Raw genomic sequence first — 23,940 nt, 5'->3', positions numbered from 1 at the left:
GTCAGGCTCCTGTTGTCGCTGCGACGCCCAGCAGGTCGTCGAAACGGTCGATATTCGAGAAATCCGGAACTGTGCGACGCGACTGCGCCTCGCGCACCAGTTCGACGACGCGGTCGTTGAAGGGCGTGGCCAGCCCATGCCGCCGCGGGATGCACGCGATCTATGGCGCTCTGGAAAAGACCGGCGGCGACGGCGATGGCGATGGCGATGGCGACAAGATGATCGAGCCGATAAGGGGCCTGTCCTGGGAAAGCGCGCGCAGCTCGATCGCCATCGACCCCGAGACCCTCAGCCATCTCGACCAGGTGCTGTTCTCAATCGCGCTGGTCTTCATGGCCGTCGCCGCGGCGGATTGGAGCCTGGGATCAAGCCAGATGCTGATCACCCTGCCCGACTGGCTGCAGGGCCGCATCGAACTGGCCGGGGTGGCGATCGGGCGTTACCGCGCCTTCCTGATCCTGGTCTGCGCGGCGCTGGTCGTCGGGCTGCAGCTCGTCCTGTCGCGCGCCCGCTTCGGCGCGAGGCTGCGGGCGGCGGTCGATGACCAGCGCGCGGCGCGCGGCCTCGGGGTCAATGTCGGGGCCATCTTCGCTGCGACCTTCGCGGTCGGTTCGAGCCTTGCCGGCCTGGGCGGCGCGCTGGGGATCGAGATCATGGGCTTCGACCCGACCTTTCCGCTGAAGATCATGGTCTATGTCCTGATCGTCGTGACCATCGGCGGCACCGCCGGGCTGACCGGTCCCTTCCTTGCCGCGCTGATCATCGGCACCGCCGATGTCGCCGGGAAAAACTACATCCCCGAGCTAGGCGCCTTCCTGATCTACCTGCTGATGATCGTGCTTTTGATCCTGCGCTCGCAGGGCCTGATCGCCCCGGCGCGCTGAAGGATATTGCAGATGACCTGTACCACCCTGCCCCTGCCCCGCGCGACCAAGCCTGAGACGGCGCAGGGCCGCGCCAGCCGCGATCCTGATCTGGCTGGCGGAGGCGGCAAGCTTCTTCCTGTTGCCCGAGCGCCACCTGCTGCTGTCCGAGATCGCCATTCTCGGCCTTTTCGCGCTGCTCGATCTCATCATCGGCTTTGCCGGCGTCGTCTCGCTGGGCCATGGCGCGTTCTTCGGGCTCGGCGCCTATGTCGCGGAGCTGGCCTCGATTCACCTGACCGGAGAGCTATTGACCGGGCTCGCGCTGTCGGGGCGGGCGGCGGGGCTGCTGGGGCTGGCGACGGGACCGCTTCTACTGCTGCGCGCCTCGGACCTGACGCGGCTGATGGTGACGCTGGGCGTCGCGATGCCAGACCACGATATTCGTCTCTCTGGATGTTCCGGCCTTCCACCGCTCGGCCGATGTGCTGCTGGTCCTCGTGCTGGGCGGGGTCGGCTATCTTTACGGCGGGCTGATCGGGGCGAGCGACTTCAAGCTTCTGCAGGACTTGTTCTCGGCGATCACGCCGCAATACTGGATGTTCTGGATGGGCCTTGTGCTGCTGCTCGACGAGCCTGCCGCCGACGGCACCACGGCCGACATCATGGCCGATCCGCGCGTGAAGGAAGTCTATCTGGGGAGCGGCGAACATGCCTGAGCTTCTGGCCATCCCCAGGATGAGCCTGCCCGATCCCGCGATCGTGCAATGGCGCGGCTTCGGCTTCCGCGGCCCGATCATCCTGCCCGTCCGACGGGGCTGACCCAGTACATAGCAAGGAAACCAGACATGAAAATCACCTTCATTTCCGCCGATGGCACCGAAACCGTGGTCACCGCCGCCGAGGGCGAAAGCGTCATGCGCGCCGAGCTGGATGGCGTCAGCATCCACCTTCCTGAAGCCCAGCTCTGAGGACGCCGGCCCATGCAACGGATCGTCATCATCGGCACCGGCCAAGGCGGCCAGCAGGCCGCCGCCAGCCTGCGGCAGGAAGGCTTCGCGGGGCAGATCCTCATGCTGGGCGAGGAACCCGGCCTGCCCAATCAGCGCCCGCCCCTGTCCAAGGCCTACATGGTGGATGGCGATGCAGGGGCGCTGATCCTGAAACCGGCAAGCTTCTACGAGCGCACCGGCATCGACTTGCATGCAGCTATCAGCGTGGCGCGCATCGACCGCCCGGCCTGCGAAGTGATCGCGGCGGATGGCGCGGCATGGCTATGACCGCCTGATCATCGCGACCGGCGCAAGGAACGCGCCGCCGCCCTTCCCCGGCCGCGACGCGCCGGGCGTATTCGGGATGCGGACCCTGGCCAATGCCGCCAGGATGCGTGAGCGCCTCGCCACGACCCACCATGCCGTGGTTGTGGGCAGCGGCTTAATCGGCCTTAAAATCGCCGCCATGGCCCGGATGACGGAGATCTCGGTCACCGTGATCGAGGCCGCGCCGCGCCTGATCGCCGGCGCATTTCGGGCGATCTCGCGCTGCTGGCGACCGGGGCGCGCCCGCCGTCGAGACGATCTCCGCTCTGGGCCCTCACATGGCCGCCCGTCGGCTGATCGGTTGCCCGATCGAGACCTTGGAAGACCACGGTTATGACCTGCGCGCAGCAGCAAAGGGAAGGCTCGAGCCAGCGTGAGCGCAACAAACGCAGGTTATCGCCGGGATGGAAAAAGAGACGCGAACCTTTTTCCCGAGTTCGTCACCGCCACGGCATGCGCGGCGGCAGCCCACGACGACAGGACAGCAAGCAGCAATGCGAAGGTGTTTTGATTGCGGAAGATCTTTTCGCCGGTTCGCCTTGTTGCCGGACAAGGTGCCCAATCGGGCGGCAGGACAAGCTGACGCGTCGAAGATGGGTATGGGAAGCAGCAATTATGGATCGCAGCGATGCCTTTCATGCACTAGCATGATCTCAGAGGGACAAGATGCTGCACTCGAGACTGCTTCAATATATCGATCAGGTGGCACGTTATCGCTCGATCCGGAAGGCGGCCGAAAAGCTCAACGTATCGTCTTCCTCGGTCAACCGTCAGATCATCGCCTATGAAGAGTTGCTGGGGCATCAGATCTTCGAGCGCCTGCCGCGCGGCGTGCGCCTGACCGCGGCGGGAGAATTGCTGATCACCCACATCCGCAGCACGCTGAAGGATCACGAGCGTTTCCTTGGCCGCATCGACGAGATGAAGAGTATGCGCCGCACCACGGTCAGCATCGCCACGCTCGAGGCGCTGCAATCTGATGTCATCGCCGAGGTGATCGGCCGCTTCATTCCGCGCTATCCCTATACCCGCTTCGCGGTCGAATCCGTGCCCGCCGACCGTATCGTCGCCACTGTGGTCGAGGGCGGGGCGGCGATCGGGCTGGGCTTCGACATCGACCTGGTGCCGCAGGTCAATCTGATCTGCGCGGCATCCTTCAACCTTGGCGTCGTGGTCGCGCCGGATCATCCGCTCGCGAAAAAGGCCTCGGTACGGCTGTCGGATTGCGTGGGCCATGCCTTTGCCTTGCCCGCGACGCATCTGGTGATGCGCGGCATCATCGACCGGATGCTGGCTTCGTCGAATGCCTATGTGCATCCGGTGGCCGAGACGAACTCGATCGACCTGCTGAAGTCCTTGGTGGCGACGGCGGGTCTGGCCAGCTTCCTGACCTCTGCCGATGTCGATGCCGAGCATGGGCGCGGCTCACTGGTCCATGTGCCGCTGGTCGGCATCCCGAACGAGGCTCAGACCCTGCGCCTGATCCAGCGCAAGGGCGTGCCACTGGCCCCCGCAGCGACAATCTTTGCCGAGGAACTGGCGGGCTTCATCCAGAAGATGAGCAGTTCCTGAATCAGCAGATCCGCGGCGGGGCATCAGCGCTGGCCAACAGGATCCTGTCGATCACCGTCGCCGCATGGATCAGCGCCTGATCGCGGGATCGCGGCAGGACAAGCTGCAGGCCGATGGGCAGGCTACGTTCGCCATAGCATTGCGGCAGCGTGATGGCGGGCGCGCTGATCGCCGTCCAGATTCGGTTGAAGACGGCGTCGCCCGTCCAACTTGGATCGGCGGGTGCCTCGTCTGCCGCTGCCGGGGTGATCACGACATCAACGTCGGTTTCCTCGACAAGCTGGGCGAATTCCCGCTCGGCTCGCGCGATGGTGCGGCGGGCTTGGTCCAATATCCCAGCTTCGATCCGCGATCCAGCCATGACCACATCAAGCAGGGTCGAGGAGATCTGGTCGGGCGCATGGAGAAGCTCGCTCGCAGTCGAGCGATAGGTCTCGGCCTCGAGGATGATGCGGGCAGCGCTTTCGGCATGAACGAAGGCGGGCGGCAAGGCCAGATCGACGACCCGGTGACCGGCGCGTGACAAGGCATTGGCTGCGGCCTCTAATGCGCTTTGGACGGAAGCGCTGGCCTTGTCCATTTCTGCGGGCCGCCACAGCCCGATGTGCAGGCTCGCGGCGGGCATGTCTGGAACCGCAGGACGCCGCGCCAGAAGGGCCCAGAGCCAAGCCGCGTCTTCGACCGAGCGCGAGAAGATCCCGACCGTATCGAGACTGGTGCAGGCCGGGCGAATGCCAAGCGTATCGATTTCGCCAAAGCTCGGCTTGAAACCGACGACGCCACAAAAAGCCGCGGGGCGGATGATCGATCCTGCTGTCTGCGTGCCAAGCGCCAGCGGGATCATCCCCGAGGCCACCGCCGCAGCGGACCCTGCCGAAGAGCCACCGGGCGAGGCCGTCAGATCATGCGGATTGCGCGTGATCGTGGCATTCGGTCCGGCGAATTCCGTCGTCGCGGTCTTGCCCGCGATGACCCCGCCCGCCATGCGCAAGCCGGCAACAACCCAGGCGTCGCGCGGCGGGCGATGGCCGGCATAGATCGGCGAGCCATACTCCGTCGCCATGTCGATCGTGTCGATGATGTCCTTGATGCCAACCGGAATGCCGGTCGCGGGTCCGGAAGCCGGGAAAGGCCCGCGCGAGGGGTTCACGCGGAGGAAGGCGGAGATCGCGGGGTCGCGGGCGACGATACGTTCGCGGCAGGCATCCCAAAGCCGCCCCGAAGCCAACCCTTCGGGGCCAAGAAGCCGCCGCGCCTCAACCGCGCCTAACCGCCAAAGCTCCTGTCCGTGCATGTTGCTCCCCCTTTCTTCCAGGCGAGATTGCCGTTTCGGGCGCAGCCGTTCCAGCACCAATTTCTGCTCGCAGCGGTGCATTTTCAAACCTGCTCGGATGCCTAAATGTGCAGCCGACCATGACGCGCGCCGTTCCCCCCCGCGTTCCGCGACAAAACGACCGGACGAGCCCTATCACGGCCTTAAGCGATGCCTTTGAAAGCTCGCTCCGCAGTCAAATTGATGCTTCACGGCCAGCGATCGACCGGAAACTCTGAACGGGAAACCGGCTGACAGAATCATAACAAAACAGGGGAACCAGACAATGAACCGCCTCTCACACGTGCTGCGCATAGCTTGTGTCACGGCCTCGCTCGTGGCGACCGGTGCCCATGCCAATACGCTTGCCAAGATCGAGTCCTCGCATCAGGTGACCGTAGGGACCGAGGCGGCCTTCCCGCCCTTCGAATTCGTCCAGGACGGCAGAATCGTCGGTTATGGCAAGGACATCCTCGATCTGGTCGCAGAAAGGCTCGGGGTCAGCGTCGAACAGCTGGATGTGCCCTTCTCGGGTATCCTTCCGGGGCTTGATGCCAGCAAGTTCGATTTCGTCGCCACTTCGGTCGGCATGACCGAAGAGCGCGTCAAGAATTACGCCTTCACCTATCCGATCGCGGTCTCGAGCGAGGTCATCCTGAAGCGCGCCGATGATGGCAGCATCAGCTCGGTCGCCAATCTTGAGGGCAAGGTTGTCGGGACCCAGCTTGGCACGACCACGCAGGAAGAGGCCGAAAAGGCCAATGCCAGCCTGAAGGCCAAGGGCGGCAAGGGCTTCGCCGATCTGAAGCTTTATCCGAGCTTTCCCGAGGCCTATCTGGCCCTGACCTCAGGCGAGATCGACGCCGTGGTGCAAAGCATGCCCAATGCCGCCGCCCTGACCAAGGAAAAGCCCGATGTCTTCGCGGTCGCGGGCCCGGTCACCGATGCGCAGCGATATATCGCCTGGGTGACGCGCGCCTCGGACACCGATCTGCGGGACAGGATCTCGGTGATCCTGAAAGAGCTGCGCGACAGCGGCAAGCTTTACGAACTGCAGCAAAAATGGTTCGGCTTCACGATGGCACTGCCCGACGGCGACTACCTGCCGGCGGGCGGGATCTGAGCGAGCGGGCGGGGACGCGACGTGGCATTTGACCTTCATAGCACATGGTCCGCACTTCCTGCCCTGATCGGCGCGGCCCGGATGACGCTGGGCGTCTCTCTCGCGGCGATGGCTCTGGGCCTTGCAGGGGCCATCGCGCTGACCTTCCTCGAGGCGCGTGCCGGTTCGCTGGGCACGCGCCTGCTGCACGGGATGCAAAGCCTTGTCTTCGGCATGCCGCCCCTGGTGATGATTCTGATGGCCTATTACGTCCTGCCGGCCGCGGGGATCGACCTGGGTGCCCTTGGTGCCGGGATTGCCGCCTTGTCGATCTTCAGCGCGTTTTTCCTCAAGGAGGCCCTGCGCGGGGCCTTCCAGGCCATTCCCGGGGGCCTGATCGAGGCGGCGGAGGCGCTTGGCCTGAAGTCGCCGGTGATCTGGTTCAAGCTGCGCATCCCGCTGATCCTGCGCGGCATGATCCCGGCCCTGGTCAACGAGGCGACGCTGGTGGTCAAGGCCACGGCGCTGCTCTCGGCGATCACGGTCACCGATGTGATGCGCAGCGCCCAGCAGATCTATGCCGCGAATTACCGCCCGATCGAGACCTTGCTGGCTGCGGCCCTCGTCTATGCCGCAATCAACCTGACCATCGCCTTTCTCGGCGCGCGGCTCGAGGCGCGCTTCCGGCTGGCGGATCGGCCATGACCGGCATGCTTGGGATGGTTGGCGAATATGGCCCGATTCTGGCACGGGGGCTGACACTGACCCTTGCCATCTCGGGTGCCTCGATCTGCGCGGCCTTCCTGCTGGGTGCGGTCATGGGCTGGCTACGCCATCGCCTCCCGGCGACGGCGATCCCGCTGCGCGTTTACATCGAGGCCATGCGCGCGCTGCCCTTTCTGGTTGTGCTGCTGCTGGTGCATTTCGCGACGCAGAAATACCTGTTCCGCGCGCCGGCCATGCTGACGGGCGGCGTGGCGCTGGCGCTTTACGGCGCGGCCTATGTCCATGAGGGGCTGCGGGCGGCGCTGGCCCAGATCCCGCGCGGGCAATGGGAGGCAGCCCATGCCCTTGGACTGCGGTCATGGCAGGCACTTTTCAAGGTTATCGCCCCTCAGCTTGCCCGGATCTTCGTGCCGATGGCACGGATCGTGGCAATCATGCTGCTGAAGGAATCCGCCGTCCTATCCGTCATCACCGTGCCCGAAATGACCCATGCCGGGCTTGTCGTGCAGGCCGAGACCTTCCGCACCGTGCCGGTCTTTATCCTGCTGACTGCCGCCTATTGGCTGGCCGCGCTGCTCATCTCGCGCTGCATCCTGGCCTTCGAGCCGACCCTTCCGACATCCAGCCCGCAGCAACGAAGCCGAACCTTCGCCCTGCGCAATCCAAGATAATTGCCGGAGATTTCCATGACTTCATTTGATCGGATCGACGAGGCGATCGTGGCCCGCGCCCTCGCGCAAGAACCCGGGTCGCGCCTCAGGACGCAGATCATCCCGCCGCAGGGGCGCGTGGCCGTCGAATTGGAGAAAGGCCAGACCCTGCGTGTGGTCGATCTGGACGGGCAGCAGGTCGCGGATCTGATCTGCTTCAACCGCGACGACCTGGCCGAGAAATTCTCGCCCAATGTCTCGGTCATGCTCAAGGGAAATATCCACCTGACGACGGGGGATTACCTTTACTCGGTGGACGCCCGGCCGCTGCTGCGGATCGGCCATGACACAGTGGGTTGCCATGACGTCTTGGCGGGGTCTTGCTGCCGGGGGCTGAACCGGTTCCGCTACGGCCCCGAGGCCGAACACCAGCCCAATTGCCGCGATAATCTTGCGGCGGTCATGGCCCCCTATGGCGTCACTATCCGAGAGATTCCCTATCCGTTCAACGTCTTCATGAATGTCCCGGTCGAGGCAGACGGCCATATCGAGGTGATCGAGCCGGTCTCGAAGCCCGGCGATTTCGTCGACTTGATCGCCGAGCGCAATGTCGTGGTCGCGATCTCGAATTGCCCGCAGGAGCGCAATGAATGCAACGGCTTCGCGGCAACCCGGCTGGGGCTGGTGATCTATGCGGCGGAGGCTTCGGCATGAGCGCGCTGGACGACCTGTTCTGCGGGCTGGCCTTTTTCGGCACTGGTGGAGGCGGGCGGGCGGCGCCGGCGCTCGAGATGTTGCGCGGGCATTTCGGGCCAAGTTGGCTGCCGAACTTCGTTTCCCCCGATACCCTGCCACCCGACACCCTTGCTGCCGCGACTATCGTCATCGGCGGCCGCGACCCGGATGCGGATTTTTCCCCCGAGGAGCGCCGCGCTCTTGACTTGCCAGCAACTGACATCGGCATGGCCGAGCGCTTCGCGGCAAGCATTTTGGCCGTCGGCGCGCATCTGGGCCGTCCAGTCGGGGCCGTGGCGGTGGTCGAGTTGGGGGCAATGGCGACGGCCGCGACACTGATCGCGGCGGATCGGCTGGGAATTCCGGTCCTCGATTCCGATTGCACCGGGCGCTCGATCCCCGAGCTTGGCCTGACCAAGATGGCGCTTGCGGGCGTGGGCATCGGCCCGGTCGGTCTTGCCGATCGCTTTGGCGGCCAGACCGTGTTGTCGGGACTTGCCTCATCCGGTATGGCCGATCGCATGGCGCGCCAGATTTGCCGGGCGGTGCAGGGAAGGGGGCTCGCCGCGACCGTCCATGCCGCCCCGATCGCACGCTTCGCGCAAGGCCTCGTGCCCGGCAGCATCCATCAGGCCTGGAGCCTCGGCACGATCCTGAACAGCGCGGATCGCGTCGAAAACCGGCTGGCCGCGCTGGCCCGGGCGACGGGTGGCCGGATCACCGCGCGCGCCACCTTGCGCGAGACCCGCTGGCGCAGTCGCGAGCCCTATGCCTTCCGCGAATTCGACTACATTTTCGTAAATGACGAGACCGGCCATGAAATTCAGGTCTTCGTCAAGAACGAACACCATCTGGTGCGCGAGCAGGGCAGGCTGCTTGCCTCCAGCCCCGATGTGATCGCGATCCTCGATGCCTCGGACCTGACGCCGCTGGTGACGCTGGGCGACGTCGTGCCGGGCCAGAAGGTCATCATCTTCACCTGCCCGGCGCTTGACGATTGCTGGCGCAGAGAAAGCGGCAAGCGCCTTCTTGGCCCGCGTGCCTTCGGCATCGATGCCGACCCCGTCCTGATCCCCCGGCCTGCTGGTGACAGCAAAGCTGACGGCGCGGCATCTGGACCCGGGCGGTCAGCCCGCTCAGGCGGGCGGACAACTGGAGCTGCACTCATGCCTTGACGCGCCCGTCTCGCGCCAGGTCAACGCGGTGCGCTTCGGTCCTCTCGTCGCGACGGCGCCCCGATGCGAGGCACGGTTTGCGACGCCTCCACGGGTTCGGGACTGGTCCACAAGATCCGCGATTGCGTGCCGGTCGGGCATGGCTGGAGCCTTTACAACACGGGCAATGGTCGGATGCTTTCAGGCTCGCAATCCACGGCAGCGCCCAAGATCGCACCCTGTTCATGACTGGCGAGGTCTGAGTCCTCGTAATGAGCGGGAAAGATAGGACGGCCGCGCCAATCGTCGGGATTGAGGCGATATCGGGGGCGATCGGTGACCTGCGAGTGCTGCATCACCTCAGCTTGACGGTGATGCCGGGCCAGAAGGTGCTGCTGATCTGACAGTCGGGATCGGGGAAATTCGACCATCCCGCGTGGCGAGAGCAGTGGGTTCATCCCGGCATGCTTCGGCTGATAGGCGCCCCCCTGGGACGCGACGGCGGGTGGGCCGCCTGCGAATGGAGACGACTTCAGAATTATGCGCTTCATTCGCATCTGGCTGTTCTGGGCAACGTCACCATCACCCCGCCCCGCTTGCTCGGGCGGGAAACGGACCGAGGCCGAGGCCGAGGCGGAGGTCTATGCGATCCGGCACCTCTAGCGCCTGGGTATCGTGCATCTCACCCGTTCGCGACGGGATGCCCAATCGCGCGGTCAAGGTTCGGACGACAAGATCGAAGCAGGCACCCTTTCGCGCAGCGGAATCATTCGATCAACCGGCGACGTATGCAGGCATGGGACGGTCAAAGCGGTGGCCATCCCAACCCGTATTGCAACAACTGGCTCGATCGGGTCCAGGCCGGCATCCGGTAATTGCCACGATCCGAGCATGGCGAGGTGGGGAGCGGCCGCGATCTGCCGTGATGGCAGCACGTGCGAGATCGGGGGACGGAATCGTCGAGATCCGCATCGATCTCGCAAGTGAGATGGTTCGCGTTTCCTGTCGCGAATACGCGAGACTTGCTCAAACCGGGCGCAGGTCAACTCCGGCGATAGCGGCCGTGTTTTCGATATGACGGCGCATCGCTTCTGCGGCGACAGAAGGATTGTGGCTTCGAAGAGCCCTTACGATGGCCTGATGTTCTGAGATCGAGGCCTCCATTCGAGATACGGCCGTATTCGGAATGGGGGCGCGCTGGCTTTCGGTCAGTACGGCGTGAATGGAGCGGTAAAGCATCCGCAGCATCGAGTTCGAACAGGTTTCCGCAATCAGGCTGTGAAAGCGCAGATCTGCATCGACATGGGCCACCAGGTCGCCGCTGCGCCATGCCCCTTCGAACATGCGGGCGGCATCCGAGATTTCGTCAAGCCGGGCCGGCGTGACCACCGCCGCTGCCAACCTGCACATCTCGGTTTCAACCATCGCGCGCGTCTCAAACACCTCGGACAAGGAGAATTGCGCGTCATAGCGCCAGGTCATCGCGGCTTGCGCCGCTCCCGGACCGGTTTCCCGAACGAAGGTTCCGCGCGCGGGAAGCGTCCTGAGGAGACCCAAGGTTTCCAGTGTCAGAAGCGCCTCGCGCAGCGAGGTGCGGGAAACCCCCAGTTGCTGCGCGAGGATACGCTGCGAAGGCAACTTGCTGTTCTTGGGGATTTCACCGCTGCGGATCATCTCCTGGATACGCCGGGTCACCATTTCGGTCACCGGCAGCTTGCTGTCGTCCTCGTGCATCGTTCCTGCCCTAAATTTTTGCAGCGCCGCGCTCATCCGCTTTTCATCCGGCAAGAAAACGCATGACACAGTTGCCTTCACTTTGCCATAGTGCCCATACCGGTATGACTGGTCCGACCAGTCTGTGGTAGAACACAATAACTCTTACAGGGAGACAAAGCGAATGCTGAAAAAGATCATACCCTCGGCCGTTCTTGCCGCCGCGATGGCCTTTGGGACAGCGCAGGCGATGGAAAAGCTTGAGGTCGGCGCGAACATCGGAAACGTTCCCTGGGAGTTCCAGGATGCCGACGGCAAGTTTACCGGCTTCGAGGTCGATCTGGCCGCGGTCGTCGCCGAAAAGCTGGGCCGCGAACTGGACATCGTGAACATTCCCTTCAATGGCCTGTTCTCGGCGGTCCAATCGGGTCGGATCGACATGGCGATGTCGTCGATCACCATCACCGGAGAGCGGCTGAAATCCGTGAGCTTTGCCCAGCCCTATTACGACAGCGACCAATCCCTGACGGTGCTCGCCGACGGACCGGCATCGCTGGACGAGATGGAGGGCAAGACGGTTGGAGTCGATACTGGCTCGACCGGCGACATGTGGGTGACCGAAAACGGACCGGGTTTGAAGCTGGGCGAGGTCAGCCGCTACGAGGGCCTTTCCCCGGCGATGCTCGACCTGACGGCCGGACGCATAGATGGCTACATTTCCGATATCCCGGCGCTGCAATATTACGTCAAGGACAAGCCGAACCTGAAGGTCGTCCAGCGGATCGCCACGGGCGAGAAATACTCGTTCATGTTCGCCAAGGATGCGCCGCTGGCCGCGCAGGTCGATGGCATCATCACCGAACTGAAGCAGGACGGAACACTGGCCGCGCTGCATGAGAAATGGTTCGGCGCCGCCCCCGAAGCGGGCACCTCCACCGTGACCGTGCTCGACATGCCCAAGGCGGAATGACCAATCTCCCCCGGGCATTGATTGCCCGGGGGACAGCAGGAACGGTGCGATGGACCTTTTCGACACGTTTTTCAATCTGGACGTTCTGGCGACCAGCTTTCCGATGCTCATCAAGGGACTTTGGCTGACGCTCGAACTGGGCGCGGCCAGCATTCTTGCCGGGCTGCTGCTGGGACTGGGGCTGTGCATGTTGCGCCTATACGGGCCGATGCCGGTGCAGATCCTGACGCGGCTCTATATCGACATCTTCCGCTCGATCCCGCTGCTGGTCTTGCTGATCATCGTCTATTACGCGCTGCCCTTCGTCGGGGTCCGGCTGTCATCTTTTGCGTCGGCGATGGCGGCGCTGACCATGGTGTCCGGGGCCTACACCGCCGAGATTTTCCGCGCCGGGATCGAGGCGGTTCCGCGAGGCCAGTTCGAGGCCTCGGCGGCGCTGGGGTTAAGCCAGCGCCGGACCATGATGGATGTGATCCTGCCGCAGGCGATCCGCATGGTTATCCCGCCATTGACCAACAATTCGATCAACGTCGTCAAGGATACGGCCCTGGCCTCGGTCGTGGCCATGCCGGACCTGCTGAAGCAGGCGACCCAGGCCCAGGCGCTGGCCGCCAATCCGACGCCGCTGATCGGCGCAGCGGCCATCTATCTCGCGTTCCTGCTGCCAATGGTCATGCTTGTCTCGCGGCTTGAAGGAAGGTTCAACCGGAGGTCCAAGCGATGAGCGCGATCAGCATCCGCAACCTGCAAAAGCATTACGGCCGTTACCATGCCCTGCGCGGCATCGACCTGGACATCGCCAAGGGCGAGGTCGTCTGCGTGATCGGCCCATCGGGCTCGGGCAAGTCGACCCTGATCCGCTGCATCAACCGGCTCGAGGATTTCTCGGCAGAAAGCAGCATCACCGTCGACGGCACGCCCGTTCGCCCGGGCGCGAGCCTTGCCCGGGTGCGCGCCGAGGTCGGCATGGTGTTCCAGAACTTCAACCTGTTCCCGCACCTGACCGCGCGAGAAAACATCATGCTGGCGCCCCGGCGCGTGCGCGGCACAGCAAAGGCCACGGCTGCGGCCGAGGCCGACCGGCTGCTGAACCGTGTGGGCCTTGGCGCTCATGCCGAGAAATATCCCGATGCCCTGTCCGGGGGCCAGCAGCAAAGGGTCGCGATCGCGCGGGCGCTGGCTATGGAGCCGCAGGTGCTTTTGTTCGATGAGCCGACCTCGGCGCTGGACCCGGAAATGGTCGGAGAGGTGCTGGACGTGATGCGCGACCTGGCCCGCAGCGGCGTCACCATGGTCGTCGTCACGCATGAGATGGGCTTCGCCCGCCAGGTCGCGGACCGCGTCATCTTCATGGACGGGGGAGAGGTGATCGAGACCGGCACGCCCGAACAGATCTTTTCAACCCCGCGCGAAGAGCGCACCCGAAATTTCCTGCACGCCGTGCTGGATCACTGACAATCCGAGGAAGATCAGATGTCAAACTATCAAGACCAGCTGGACATGGCACTGGTACGCAGCAAGTTTCCCGCGCTGTCCAAGGACTGGGCGTTTTTCGACAATGCCGGCGGTTCGCAGACCCTTCAGGGCGCAATCGACCGGGTGGTAGAATTCCTGACGCATCGCGACGTTCAGATCGGTGGCAGCTACGAGATCTCGCAGATGGCGGCCGAGGCGCTCATGGACGGCCGGATCGCGGCTCAGACCCTGGTCAATGCCGCCCGCCCCGAAGAGATCGTGTTCGGGCCCTCGACAACCGTCCTGGCCCAGACACTCGCCGCAGCGATGCGCAGCCAGTTCGTTCCCGGAGACGAGATCATTGTCACCCATGCGGATCATGAATCGAATATCGGCCCCTGGGAGCGGCTGCGCGAGATCGGGGTGGTGATCAAGGTCTGGCCCTTCCATCGCGAAACGATGCGGCTGCGGCTGGAGGATCTTGAACCCCTGATGGGCCCGCGGACCAAGCTGGTCTGCGTCCATCATGTCTCGAACATCCTTGGGTATGTCAATCCGGTCGAGGATATCGCCCGCTTCGTTCATGACCGGGGCGCATTGATCTGCGTGGACGCCGTCGCATATGCGCCGCATCGGGCGATCGACGTGCAGGCATGGGATGTCGATTACTACATCTTCAGCCTGTACAAATGCTACGGCCCGCATATGGCGATCATGTACGGGAAATACGACCTGCTGGCTGGGCTGGACGGGCTGTACCATTACTTCTACGGCAAGGATAAGGTCCCCGGAAAACTTGAGCCGGGCAATCCGAACTACGAGCTTGCCTATTCGACCACGGCGGTGGTCGACTATATCCAGTCGCTGGCACCCAATGCCGCTCAACGCGATGCGCGGGCTGCTCTCGAGGCGGGTTTCGAGCAGATCGCCATGCAAGAGCGCGTGCTGACTGACAAGCTTCTGGACTGGCTGCGGTCGCGCAATGACTGCCGCATCATCGGTGACGACAGCAATCCCGACAACATGCGCGTGCCGACTATTGCCTTCCGCTTTGACGGTCGCAACTCGGGCGAAGTGGCCCGCGCGATGGACGATTACAAGGTTGCCATTCGGTTCGGCGATTTCCACTCGCGCCGTCTGGCAGAGCTACTGGACCAAACGCATGACGGTGGCGTGCTGCGGGTGTCGATGGTGCATTACAATACCGTCGCCGAAATCGACCGCCTCACCTCGGCCCTGACCCGGATCCTTGGTCAGGAGATGGCGGCATGAGCGCGGCGGGGCCGGATCTCGTTATCCGCGGCGGGACGATCGTCACCGCGTCGGACAGGTTCGTGGCCGATCTTGCGGTCACCGACGGGAAGATCACGCAGATTGCGCGGCGCATCGAGGGCGGCCACGAGCAGATCGACGCAACCGGGCTTCTGGTGCTTCCGGGTGGGATCGACGCCCATGTCCATCTTGCACAAGAGCAGGGCGACGGCACGGTCATGGCGGATGATTTCTCCTCGGGAACGCGCTCGGCGATCGCGGGTGGGAATACTGTGGTTATGCCCTTCGCCCTGCAGCGGCGAGGGCAGTCCCTGCGTCAGGCGGTGCAGGACTATCACGCGCTGGCCGAAGGCAAGTGCTGGAGCGACGTTTCCTTCCACATGATCATCACCGACCCGACACCCCAGGTCCTGGGGCAGGAATTGCCCGCGCTTGTGCGTGAAGGTTACACATCGTTCAAGGTGTTCATGACCTATGATGACATGGTCCTGAACGACGCCGAATTGCTAGAAGTTTTCGATGCCTCACGGCGCGAAGGCGCGCTGGTCATGGTCCATGCCGAAGGCCATGATGCGATCAAGTTCATGACGCGCAAGCTGGAAGAACGCGGCCAGACCGCCCCCTATTTCCACGCCGAAGCGCATGCGCAGATCGCCGAGCGCGAGGCAACGCACCGCGCCATCAGCCATGCCCAATTGGTTGATGTCCCGATCGTGATCGTCCATGTTTCGGGACGCGAACCGATGGAGCAGATCCAATGGGCCCGCCGTCGAGGATTGCGCGTTTTTGCGGAAACCTGTCCGCAATACATCGCGCTTACCGCCGATGATCTGAAGGGCCTCAACATGGATTTCGAAGGGGCAAAATACGTCTGCTCGCCTCCTCCTCGCGACAGCGACAGCCAGGCCGCGATCTGGCAGGGCTTGCGGGATGGCACGTTCGACATCTTCTCGTCGGACCATTGTCCGTTCTATTTCCAGGGTGAGCAAGGCACCGGCAAGGACAACGCCCGCGCCCGGACCTCTTTCAAATGGGTGCCCAACGGCATCCCCGGGGTCGAGACCCGTCTGCCGCTGCTGTTCTCGGAAGGGGTATCAAAGGGGAGGATCAGCCTTGAGCGCTTCGTCGCCCTGACCTCGACCAACCCAGCCAAGCTCTACGGCCTTTACCCGCAAAAAGGTGCCCTGGTCATTGGGGCAGACGCCGATATTACCCTATGGGATCCGGAAAGAACCGCGCCAATCATGCAGGAAAGCCTGCACCACGGGGCGGATTATACCCCATTCGAGGGCAGGATGATCACGGGTTGGCCGGTCCGAACGATCCTGGCGGGACGCACGGTTTTCCAAGGCGGCGAGATCGTCGAACCTGAAGCAAAAGGTCGGTATCTTCTTAGAGGAAAACCGCTTGAGGTCATGCCGCCGATCTGAACCGTCGGGGCGAGGTTCGGTTTGAATCCTTCCGGGTTTCGCCCCGATATGGCAGTGCGGGCGGATTGCCAAGTTGCTGGCGGGAATTCGCGCGGTTGGGGCCCCGGTCCGGCTAAACCATCGTTTCGCTCTCGGCACTGCCCATGTCGAGGATCTTCCGGCCGAGCGGGCGTGCGCTCCGCCCGGAGATCGTCTGCCAATCGGTGAGCCGGTTTGGCCGCCATTACTCCGGCTTCCCCAGCTGCGACCGACCCGAGAGTTGCTGGATATTCTTGTCCAGCCGCAACGGAATGCAAAGGCTGCAAGGCGCTTCCTGACGGCCCGGTTCGGCGACCCGCGTCAATGCTCACCGACAAGCTGCGCAGGTATTTCGGGCCCATATGTGACCTTGCTCCGGGTGCGGATCATTGCGCCCGCAGGGTCTCGACAACCGGATTGAAGGATTACACAGACCAACCCGAAAACGTGAAAGAATGGATGGGCAGTTCAAGTCACCTCAGCATGCACAGATGCACCTCGCTGCCCACGACCAGATTGGCACGATTTGGCAATCCCCTTGCACCAGACATCCGTCGCCTGATGACGATGCGGAGATAGCGCTTGAACTTCGCCTCTTCGAACGCCGTTCGAGCAGGAACAGCCGCCAAAGTCACTCCGATCAGATCAGCGGCAGTGATGATGCGTCGCCCAAGTGTTCGGCGCTTCTGGGCTGAGCGCGAGCCGGCCGTTACCCTGCTCATCCGAAATCACGATGCAGGCGCGGGCCATCGGCTTCGCCAGTCCGCGCGAAGATCTCCGGAAGCTCTGCGGCGACAAGCGGCGTCCTCGGTGCGGACCACATGACAGCCAGACACCGTAAAAAAAATGATCTCACGCGGATGGCATGAGTCTTTCAGGCGCGGCATCGAAGATGGAATTTTCATTGCGAAGGGATACCCGAAAGGCGCCCGGTCGATCAATTTGCCAATGTCCTTCCGGCCTTTGTGACCTAGTCACAGATTTCCGGCCCCTGCTTGTGAAAGATTGGATGCAGGCGGCGTCAGATGCCGCATGATAACCTGGCCCTTGCGGAGTGAGTTTTGCCATGACCCCTGCCCCTGTCAGCCCCGAGGTGACCGCCTTTTTCGACGCCGACACCAACACGATCTCCTATGTCGTGAAGGATCCCGGCTCGGATGCCTGCGCCATCGTCGATTCGGTGATGGATATCGATTACGCGGCGGGCCGCATCAGCTATGACCATGCCGATGAGATCATCGCCTTCGTGAACCGCAACAAGCTGCGCGTCGAATGGCTGATCGAGACCCATGTCCATGCCGACCACCTGTCCGCCGCGCCCTATATCCAGGGCATCCTCGGCGGCAAGCTGGGCATCGGCGCGAAGATCACCGTGGTGCAAGAGACCTTCGGCAAGATCTTCAACGAGGGCACCGAGTTCCAGCGTGACGGCAGCCAGTTCGACCGCCTGTTCGAGGATGGCGACAGCTACATGGTTGGCGGCATGGAATGCCACGCGATCCACACGCCCGGCCATACCCCGGCCTGCATGACCCATGTCATGGGCGACGCGGCCTTCGTCGGAGACACGCTCTTCATGCCGGATGGCGGCTCGGCGCGGGCCGATTTCCCCGGCGGTGATGCCGGCACGCTTTACGACAGCATCCAGAAGGTCCTGGCCCTGCCGGGCGAGACGCGGCTGTTCATGTGCCACGACTATGCCCCGAATGGCCGCGAGATCCGCTGGGAAACCACCGTGGCCGAGGAAAAGGCCAACAATATCCATGTCGGCGGCGGCAGGACGCGAGAGGAATTCGTGAAGTTCCGGACCGAACGCGACGCCTCGCTGGGCATGCCGCGGCTGATCATCCCCTCGCTGCAGGTCAACATGCGCGCGGGCGAACTGCCTCCGGCGGATGAAAGCGGCAAGCGTTTCCTCAAGGTGCCGCTGAACACGCTCTGATCGCGTCCCTCTTTCACAGGAGTATGTGCCATGGACATCAGGTCCATCGAGACCGGCATTTCCGTCGGTCCCCAGATCATGCCCGCCGACCTGGCCGAGCTGAAGCATCTCGGCTTCCGCGCGGTGATCTGCAACCGCCCCGATGGCGAGGGCCCGGACCAGCCCGGCTTTCCCGAGATCGCCCAGGCCGCCGCGGCCGAGGGGATCGAGGCGATCTACCTGCCGGTGCAGGCCGGCATGGTGCGGGACGAGGATGCGACGGCCTTTGCCGGGGCCCTGCAGCGCCTGCCCGGCCCGGTCTTTGCCTATTGCCGCACCGGCACGCGGTCGACCACGTTGTGGTCGTTGGCACAGGCCGGCCGGCGGCCGCTGCCCGAGATCCTCGCGCGCGCGGGAACGGCGGGCTATGACATGTCGGGCGTGGTGCGCCGCATCGCCAATGGCGGGCGCACGCCGACCGCGACCGCGGATGCGAGCTTCCCGGTCGTCATCGTCGGCGGTGGCGCGGCAGGCATCGCGGTCGCGGCCAGCCTGAAGGCGCGGATGCGCGATCTCGAGATCGCGATCATCGACCCGGCCGACGTGCATTACTACCAGCCCGGCTGGACGCTGGTCGGCGCAGGGGTCTTCCGCCCCGAAGAGACCGCGCGCACCATGGGCGCGCTGATCCCGCGTGGCGTGCAATGGATTAAGTCCGCCGTCGCCGCCTTCGAGCCTGGCAACAATGCGGTGATCCTGGATGGCTGCCGGGTGGTGCGCTACGAACGGCTGATCGTCTGCCCCGGGATCAAGCTCGACTGGGGCCGGATCGAGGGCCTCGAGGAAACGCTGGGCGCGAATGGCGTGACCTCGAACTATCGCTACGACCTGGCCCCCTATACCTGGAAGCTGGTCAGCGAAATGCGCAAGGGCCGCGCGATCTTCACCCAGCCGCCGATGCCGATCAAATGCGCGGGCGCGCCGCAGAAGGCGATGTATCTCTCGGGGGATACCTGGCTCAGGAACGGGGTGCTGAAGGATATCGACATCCAGTTCATGAATGCGGGCGGCGTGCTGTTCGGCGTCAAGGATTACGTCCCCGCGCTGCAGGACTATGTCCGGCGCTACGACGCGACGCTGAATTTCCACCATGACCTGGTCGCGATCGACGGCCCGGCCCGGCGCGCGGTCTTCGAGATCCGCGAGCCCGGCAAGGAGGTCCGCCGCATCGAGACCGGCTTCGACATGATCCATGTCTGCCCGCCCCAGGTCGCGCCGGATTTCATCCGCGTCTCGCCCCTGGCCGACCAGGCGGGCTGGGTCGATGTCGATCCCGCGACCCTGCGCCACAAGACCTACGAGAACATCTGGTCGCTGGGCGATGCGATGAACGCGCCCAATGCCAAGACCGCCGCCGCCGCGCGCAAGCAGGCCCCGGTCGTGGCCGAGAATGTCGTGGCCGATATCCGCGGCGGCGCGCCGGTCGCGCAATATGACGGCTATGGCTCGTGCCCGCTGACGGTCGAGCGCGGCAAGATCGTGCTGGCCGAGTTCGGCTATGGCGGCGCGCTGAAACCCTCGTTCCCGCGCTTCCTGCTGAACGGCACGCGGCCGAGCCGCCTCGCCTGGTTCCTCAAGGAACGCATGCTGCCGCCGATCTACTGGAAGGCCATGCTGCGCGGGCATGAATGGCTGGCAAAGCCCATCCGGATCACCGCCGCAGATTGAGGAAGGCCCCGCCCGGCCCCAAGGGGTGCCGGAGAAAAGGTTGAAGAGAATGATAGACAGCTTGCATTACCTGCTGGGGGCCTTTTCCGGGGCACTGGTCGGCCTGACCCTGGGGCTGGTCGGCGGAGGGGGCTCGATCCTTGCCGTGCCGCTGATGGTCTATGTCGTGGGCGTGACCAACCCCCATGTCGCCATCGGCACCAGCGCGCTGGCCGTCGCGGTCAATGCCGCGACGAGCCTGGCCCATCACGCCCGCGCCCATACCGTGAAATGGCGCTGCGGCGGGATCTACGCCGCGGCGGGGGTGCTGGGCGCGCTGCTGGGCTCGACGGTCGGCAAGGCATTCGACGGACAGAAACTGCTGTTCCTCTTCGCCTTGGTGATGATCGTCGTGGGAATCCTGATGCTGAAGAACCGCCATGATGCCGGCATTCCGGGCGCCGAATGCGGGCGCGAGAATGCCGGCAAGGTCGTGGGCTACGGGCTGGGGACCGGCACCTTCTCGGGCTTTTTCGGGATCGGTGGCGGTTTCCTGATCGTGCCGGGGTTGGTCGCCTCGACCCGGATGCCGATGATCAATGCGGTCGGGACCAGCCTGGTCGCGGTCACCGCCTTCGGCCTGACCACGGCGCTGAACTATGCCTTTTCCGGCCTCGTGGCCTGGGGGCTGGCGGCGGTCTTCATCCTGGGGGGCATCGTGGGCGGCATGTTCGGCACGCGGCTTGCACGCAGGCTATCGGGCAAGGGCACGCTGATCACCGTCTTTGCCGTGCTGATCTTTGTCGTCGCAAGCTACATGCTGTGGAAAAGCTGGGCGCAGATATGAGCCCTTTCCCCCTGGCCCGGATCGGGCAAAGATGGGGCATGACCGCCGACAGGGACGCCATGGCCGAGATCACGCAGGATTGGCTGAGCCATTTTCCGGGCCTCATGAAGATGAGCCCGGAGTTGCAGGACGAGCTGCGCGCCGCGTCCCGGGTGCAGGTCCTGCCCGAGGGGACCCGGCTCTTCGGTCCCGGCCAGGCCCCGACCGCGCTGGCGCTTCTGCTGAAGGGCAGCGTCCGGGTGCAGCAGACCGGCGAGAGCGGGCGCGAGATCACGCTTTACCGCGTGCAGGCCGGGGAAAGCTGCGTGCTGACCACGGCCTGCCTTCTCGCCTACGAGGATTACGCCGCCGAGGGCATCGCCGAGACCGAGGTCACCGCCGCCATCGTGCCGCGCGACGCGTTCGAGCACATGATCGAACGCTCGCCCGAGTTCCGCCGCTTCATCTTCAGCGCCTATTCGCGCCGCATCTCGGACCTCTTCACCGTGATCGAGGAAGTGGCCTTTCGCCGCGTCGATGTCCGGCTGGCCGGGCTGCTTCTGAAGCAGCAGAAGGGCGGTGTCATCACCGCGACGCACCAGGCGCTGGCGGCCGAATTGGGTACGGCGCGCGAGGTGGTCTCGCGCACGCTGCAGGATTTTTCCCGGCGCGGCTGGGTCGAGCTGGGGCGCGGCTCGGTACAGCTGACCGCGCCCGCCGCGCTCGAGCGGCTGAGCCGGACTTGAAATGCCTGATTTTACCGTCGCGCGAGCAGGGATGATCCAGGCACGCCTCCTACCCGCGGAAACGGCGAGGCTGTAAAAGCCGCAGCCCTTGAGCCAGAGCTCTGCCCGGTCGAGCTGTGCTTCGCCCCGACTGCCGAAACGCCGCGCTTCGGATCGTTCAATAACGACCGAAAACCGATCGATCCATCCACGAAGAACGCCGCAGACAGCAAGCTTGGCCCGAGACATGGACAGGATGCGCAAGATGGCCCGCGAGCATCGCTGGTTGGCCGCAGGGATTATCGCGGCATTCGCGCTCACCTTGTTCTTCCTGATCCGCCTGACCTTGTTCGCGATCTACTGGTCGGACCCGGCACACCGGGATCAGCCGCTTCGCGGCTGGATGAACCCCGGGCTATGTCGCCCGCTCCTGGCACATCCCCCGCAGCGACATGATGAGGGCGCTCGACGGGCTCGCCCGGCCCGGTGAACGCAGGACGCTGGAGCAGATCGCGACCGAGAACGGGATGTCGCTGTCGGAATTGACCTCTCCGATCGAGGCCGAGATCGCCGCGCACAGGGCCGGACGATGATCGACCTCATCCTTGGTCTCATTCCGATCCACGGGCCTTGGCTCGTCGCGCTGGCGACGTGTCCGGCCCTGTCACGACTGCCATGGCGCTAGCCCTATTTCACCGCTTGGGACATCGCCGAAGAAACCGTGTGGGTGACCCTCTATGTCGGTGCAGGCTACCTGTTCGCGGGGCAGATCGAGCCGATTTCGCAAATCGCGGGCAATTTCACCGGAGCGCTCGCAGCCGGGGCGGTGACGCTGGGCCTGAACCTCTGGCTGCGGGTGCTTTTACGCAAGGACTGAGGCAGCCGTCAGGTCAAATCGAGGCGGAAACGCACATGCGATAGAAAGCCCGGTGGACATGTTTGGGCCCCACACGATCCTCGGCCCGCGTTGGGCGGATGATCGGTCGCGTCCCTCGCGCCCTCACCTCATCTCGAACAGTTCCTGATGGAAGCGCTCGTCAACCGCCATTCCCTGCGCGGCGAAATCGGCTCGCAGGGCGGAGCCGAAACCGCTCGGACCGCAAAACCACAAGCCCGCCTCGCGCCAATCCGGCACCGTTTCGCGGATCCGCGCGCCGTTCAGGCGACCGTCGCGCGCATCGATCAGAAGATGCAGCCGGACATTCGCCGCGCGCGCATCTGCGGCCAGACGCGCCAGAGCCGCCTCGTCCACCTCATTCGTGGTGTGGAAAAGATCGACCTGCGGCAGATCGGCCCCATGTTCACTGGCCGCGAGTTCCTTCATGCGCGCAACAAAGGGCGTGATGCCGATGCCCGCGCCGATCCAGATCTGGTGGTCCCGCCCGTCATCGAAGGTGAAGCAGCCGTAGGGCCCCTCGACCGTGACCTTCTGCCCGATCCTCAGCTTGTCGGCGAGGCCGGTCGTGTGATCCCCGAGCTCTTTCGAGATGAAAGTGACCTCGCGGGTGGCGGGAAGCCAAGCCGAGGCGATCGTGTAGGGATGCGCCCCTTCGAGCGGGTTCGAGGTCACAAAGGCGAATTGCCCTGCCTTGTGCCCCTGCCAGCCCTCGCCGAGCTTTATGACGGATTCGAGCGACCGCACCCCCGGATAATGCTTCAAGGACGAGATCTCACCCGCAACCCTCCTCCCCTTCCCGATCAGGCCGAAAATCGAGGCCAGAGCGGCCCAGCTTCCGCCCGCCAGCAGCAGCGCAAGCAAGATCCCGATCGGGGTCCGCCACTGCGCGTAATCGAACAGGACAAGGCTGTGGAACGCGAGGACCAGATAGGCCAGCGGCACCAGCCGATGCGTGTAGCGAAAGAGGCGATAGTTGATCATCTTCACCAGCGCGATCACCAGCAGCAGGGCAAGCGCATAAAAGGCCCACTCGCCCAGCCCCTCGGCCGTGCCGCGCAACCCTCCCAGATAGGCGCGGATCGGGTCGGTGATCGCCGGACGCCCCCCCGCCGGACGCTCTGGCCGGGTCAGCAGGCCCAGCCCCGCGGCCCATTTCGGCCCCTTGGCCCAGAGCCAGTGGAGGATCGAGACCACAAGAAAGCCGAGCCCCAGCCACTTGTGGAACCGATACATCTTGTCGAGCCCGCCCAGCCGCGCCTCGGGCCATCTGGGGCGCAGCGCGAGCAGCATCGCAAGGCTCATCGCCCCCGTCGCCCACACGCCGGAAAGCTGCATCATCGCAGCCCGCAGTGCGAAGAAATTCTCGGTCCGTAAGGCCGAAAGATTGGTCGCGAACCAAACCGCCGCGAACACCGCCCAAGAGCCCCAGAAATACCAGTAACTCCTACGCGACATCCTGTAACCCTTCCGGTTGCGTGGTCGTGGATCGGATCAGGCCACAGGTTAGATTATTCACGTGTTCTGTCAGCCCTTTTCCATCGTCAGGGCGCCTTTGCTTGACAGTCTGCAGGC

The 23,940-nt window shown here is 64.2% G+C and carries 27 protein-coding genes; 24 read left to right on the top strand and 3 right to left on the bottom strand.

All coding sequences use genetic code 11. From position 1 onward, the window contains the following. From RGQ15_RS16620 to RGQ15_RS16595, 6 genes are all read left to right on the top strand, one after another. Positions 1-884, top strand: an 884-nt coding sequence (locus RGQ15_RS16620; RefSeq protein WP_311161730.1) for a branched-chain amino acid ABC transporter permease, incomplete at its 5' end; no start/stop codon positions are given. Between the two features lie 464 nt (positions 885-1,348). Continuing rightward, positions 1,349-1,582, top strand: coding sequence for an ABC transporter ATP-binding protein C-terminal domain-containing protein (locus RGQ15_RS16615; RefSeq protein ID WP_311161729.1), 234 nt, complete (start codon positions 1,349-1,351; stop codon positions 1,580-1,582). 129 nt (positions 1,583-1,711) lie between these two features. Then, a complete protein-coding gene (locus RGQ15_RS16610) occupies positions 1,712-1,834 on the top strand; it encodes a hypothetical protein (RefSeq protein WP_311161728.1) in 123 nt (40 codons plus the stop codon). Between the two features lie 12 nt (positions 1,835-1,846). Further along, on the top strand, positions 1,847-2,143 hold the full coding sequence (locus tag RGQ15_RS16605) for an FAD-dependent oxidoreductase (protein ID WP_311161727.1): 297 nt from the start codon (positions 1,847-1,849) through the stop codon (positions 2,141-2,143). After that, complete coding sequence (locus tag RGQ15_RS16600; RefSeq protein WP_311161726.1) at positions 2,124-2,519, top strand: FAD-dependent oxidoreductase; 396 nt, start codon at positions 2,124-2,126, stop codon at positions 2,517-2,519. The genes RGQ15_RS16605 and RGQ15_RS16600 overlap by 20 nt, the downstream gene beginning before the upstream one ends. 329 nt (positions 2,520-2,848) lie before the next feature. Further along, complete coding sequence (locus tag RGQ15_RS16595) at positions 2,849-3,754, top strand: LysR family transcriptional regulator (RefSeq protein ID WP_311161725.1); 906 nt, start codon at positions 2,849-2,851, stop codon at positions 3,752-3,754. A gap of 1 nt (position 3,755) precedes the next feature. Here RGQ15_RS16595 and RGQ15_RS16590 read toward each other — a convergent pair whose 3' ends face one another. Next, positions 3,756-5,048 (bottom strand): amidase, encoded by a 1,293-nt coding sequence (locus RGQ15_RS16590; RefSeq protein ID WP_311161724.1) that lies wholly within the window; start codon positions 5,046-5,048, stop codon positions 3,756-3,758. A 304-nt stretch (positions 5,049-5,352) separates the two neighbouring features. Here RGQ15_RS16590 and RGQ15_RS16585 point away from each other — a divergent pair, with 304 nt between their 5' ends. The 7 genes from RGQ15_RS16585 to RGQ15_RS16555 all read left to right on the top strand — a co-directional run bounded on the left by RGQ15_RS16585 (position 5,353) and on the right by RGQ15_RS16555 (position 9,837). Further along, on the top strand, positions 5,353-6,189 hold the full coding sequence (locus tag RGQ15_RS16585) for a transporter substrate-binding domain-containing protein (protein WP_311161722.1): 837 nt from the start codon (positions 5,353-5,355) through the stop codon (positions 6,187-6,189). A 21-nt stretch (positions 6,190-6,210) separates the two neighbouring features. After that, positions 6,211-6,873, top strand: coding sequence for an ABC transporter permease subunit (locus RGQ15_RS16580; protein WP_311161721.1), 663 nt, complete (start codon positions 6,211-6,213; stop codon positions 6,871-6,873). Continuing rightward, positions 6,870-7,565, top strand: coding sequence for an amino acid ABC transporter permease (locus tag RGQ15_RS16575; protein ID WP_311161720.1), 696 nt, complete (start codon positions 6,870-6,872; stop codon positions 7,563-7,565). The genes RGQ15_RS16580 and RGQ15_RS16575 overlap by 4 nt, the downstream gene beginning before the upstream one ends. 15 nt (positions 7,566-7,580) lie before the next feature. Next, the gene (locus RGQ15_RS16570; RefSeq protein WP_311161718.1) at positions 7,581-8,258 is read left to right on the top strand and encodes an urea carboxylase-associated family protein; all 678 of its coding nucleotides are present in this window, start codon (positions 7,581-7,583) and stop codon (positions 8,256-8,258) included. Then, positions 8,195-9,454 carry a DUF917 domain-containing protein gene (locus tag RGQ15_RS16565; RefSeq protein ID WP_311161716.1) on the top strand — a complete coding sequence of 420 codons (1,260 nt, stop codon included), beginning with the start codon at positions 8,195-8,197 and terminating at the stop codon, positions 9,452-9,454. The genes RGQ15_RS16570 and RGQ15_RS16565 overlap by 64 nt, the downstream gene beginning before the upstream one ends. Before the next feature lie 63 nt (positions 9,455-9,517). Beyond that, positions 9,518-9,682 carry a hypothetical protein gene (locus RGQ15_RS16560; RefSeq protein ID WP_311161714.1) on the top strand — a complete coding sequence of 55 codons (165 nt, stop codon included), beginning with the start codon at positions 9,518-9,520 and terminating at the stop codon, positions 9,680-9,682. A gap of 23 nt (positions 9,683-9,705) precedes the next feature. Next, positions 9,706-9,837, top strand: coding sequence for a hypothetical protein (locus tag RGQ15_RS16555; protein ID WP_311161712.1), 132 nt, complete (start codon positions 9,706-9,708; stop codon positions 9,835-9,837). Positions 9,838-10,459: 622 nt separating this feature from the next. Here the strand turns inward: RGQ15_RS16555 and RGQ15_RS16550 are convergent. After that, positions 10,460-11,167 carry a FadR/GntR family transcriptional regulator gene (locus RGQ15_RS16550; RefSeq protein ID WP_311161710.1) on the bottom strand — a complete coding sequence of 236 codons (708 nt, stop codon included), beginning with the start codon at positions 11,165-11,167 and terminating at the stop codon, positions 10,460-10,462. Positions 11,168-11,330: 163 nt separating this feature from the next. Between RGQ15_RS16550 and RGQ15_RS16545 the strand changes: the two genes are divergently transcribed. From RGQ15_RS16545 to RGQ15_RS16490, 11 genes are all read left to right on the top strand, one after another. Next, positions 11,331-12,116: a transporter substrate-binding domain-containing protein gene (locus RGQ15_RS16545; RefSeq protein ID WP_311161709.1), complete on the top strand. Its 786-nt coding sequence runs from the start codon at positions 11,331-11,333 to the stop codon at positions 12,114-12,116. Between the two features lie 49 nt (positions 12,117-12,165). Further along, on the top strand, positions 12,166-12,840 hold the full coding sequence (locus tag RGQ15_RS16540) for an amino acid ABC transporter permease (RefSeq protein WP_311161708.1): 675 nt from the start codon (positions 12,166-12,168) through the stop codon (positions 12,838-12,840). Next, positions 12,837-13,571, top strand: coding sequence for an amino acid ABC transporter ATP-binding protein (locus RGQ15_RS16535; protein ID WP_311161706.1), 735 nt, complete (start codon positions 12,837-12,839; stop codon positions 13,569-13,571). Before RGQ15_RS16540 ends, RGQ15_RS16535 begins: the two co-directional genes overlap by 4 nt. 18 nt (positions 13,572-13,589) lie before the next feature. Further along, entirely contained in the window at positions 13,590-14,843 is a 1,254-nt protein-coding gene (locus RGQ15_RS16530) for a cysteine desulfurase-like protein (protein ID WP_311161704.1), read from the top strand. Further along, positions 14,840-16,273, top strand: a complete 1,434-nt coding sequence (hydA, locus tag RGQ15_RS16525) for a dihydropyrimidinase (protein WP_311161702.1) — start codon at positions 14,840-14,842, stop codon at positions 16,271-16,273. The genes RGQ15_RS16530 and hydA overlap by 4 nt, the downstream gene beginning before the upstream one ends. Positions 16,274-17,357: 1,084 nt before the next feature. Next, the gene (locus tag RGQ15_RS16515; RefSeq protein ID WP_311161700.1) at positions 17,358-18,233 is read left to right on the top strand and encodes an MBL fold metallo-hydrolase; all 876 of its coding nucleotides are present in this window, start codon (positions 17,358-17,360) and stop codon (positions 18,231-18,233) included. 30 nt (positions 18,234-18,263) lie between these two features. Then, entirely contained in the window at positions 18,264-19,940 is a 1,677-nt protein-coding gene (locus RGQ15_RS16510) for a TIGR01244 family sulfur transferase (protein WP_311161699.1), read from the top strand. Between the two features lie 49 nt (positions 19,941-19,989). Continuing rightward, positions 19,990-20,766: a sulfite exporter TauE/SafE family protein gene (locus RGQ15_RS16505; protein ID WP_311161698.1), complete on the top strand. Its 777-nt coding sequence runs from the start codon at positions 19,990-19,992 to the stop codon at positions 20,764-20,766. Between the two features lie 38 nt (positions 20,767-20,804). After that, on the top strand, positions 20,805-21,491 hold the full coding sequence (locus RGQ15_RS16500) for a Crp/Fnr family transcriptional regulator (protein ID WP_311161696.1): 687 nt from the start codon (positions 20,805-20,807) through the stop codon (positions 21,489-21,491). Positions 21,492-21,925: 434 nt separating this feature from the next. Next, the gene (locus tag RGQ15_RS16495; RefSeq protein WP_311161695.1) at positions 21,926-22,063 is read left to right on the top strand and encodes a hypothetical protein; all 138 of its coding nucleotides are present in this window, start codon (positions 21,926-21,928) and stop codon (positions 22,061-22,063) included. Positions 22,064-22,197: 134 nt separating this feature from the next. Next, positions 22,198-22,347, top strand: a complete 150-nt coding sequence (locus RGQ15_RS16490) for a hypothetical protein (RefSeq protein WP_311161693.1) — start codon at positions 22,198-22,200, stop codon at positions 22,345-22,347. A 123-nt stretch (positions 22,348-22,470) separates the two neighbouring features. On the opposite strand, the gene RGQ15_RS16485 is transcribed toward RGQ15_RS16490, so the two are convergent. Further along, positions 22,471-23,823, bottom strand: coding sequence for a ferredoxin reductase family protein (locus RGQ15_RS16485; protein ID WP_311161691.1), 1,353 nt, complete (start codon positions 23,821-23,823; stop codon positions 22,471-22,473). Positions 23,824-23,940: the final 117 nt, after the last annotated feature.

Origin of the sequence: Paracoccus sp. MBLB3053, from assembly GCF_031822435.1 — a bacterium.
Lineage (GTDB): Bacteria > Pseudomonadota > Alphaproteobacteria > Rhodobacterales > Rhodobacteraceae > Paracoccus > Paracoccus aurantius.
This window is presented reverse-complemented; position numbering and strand designations above follow the sequence as displayed.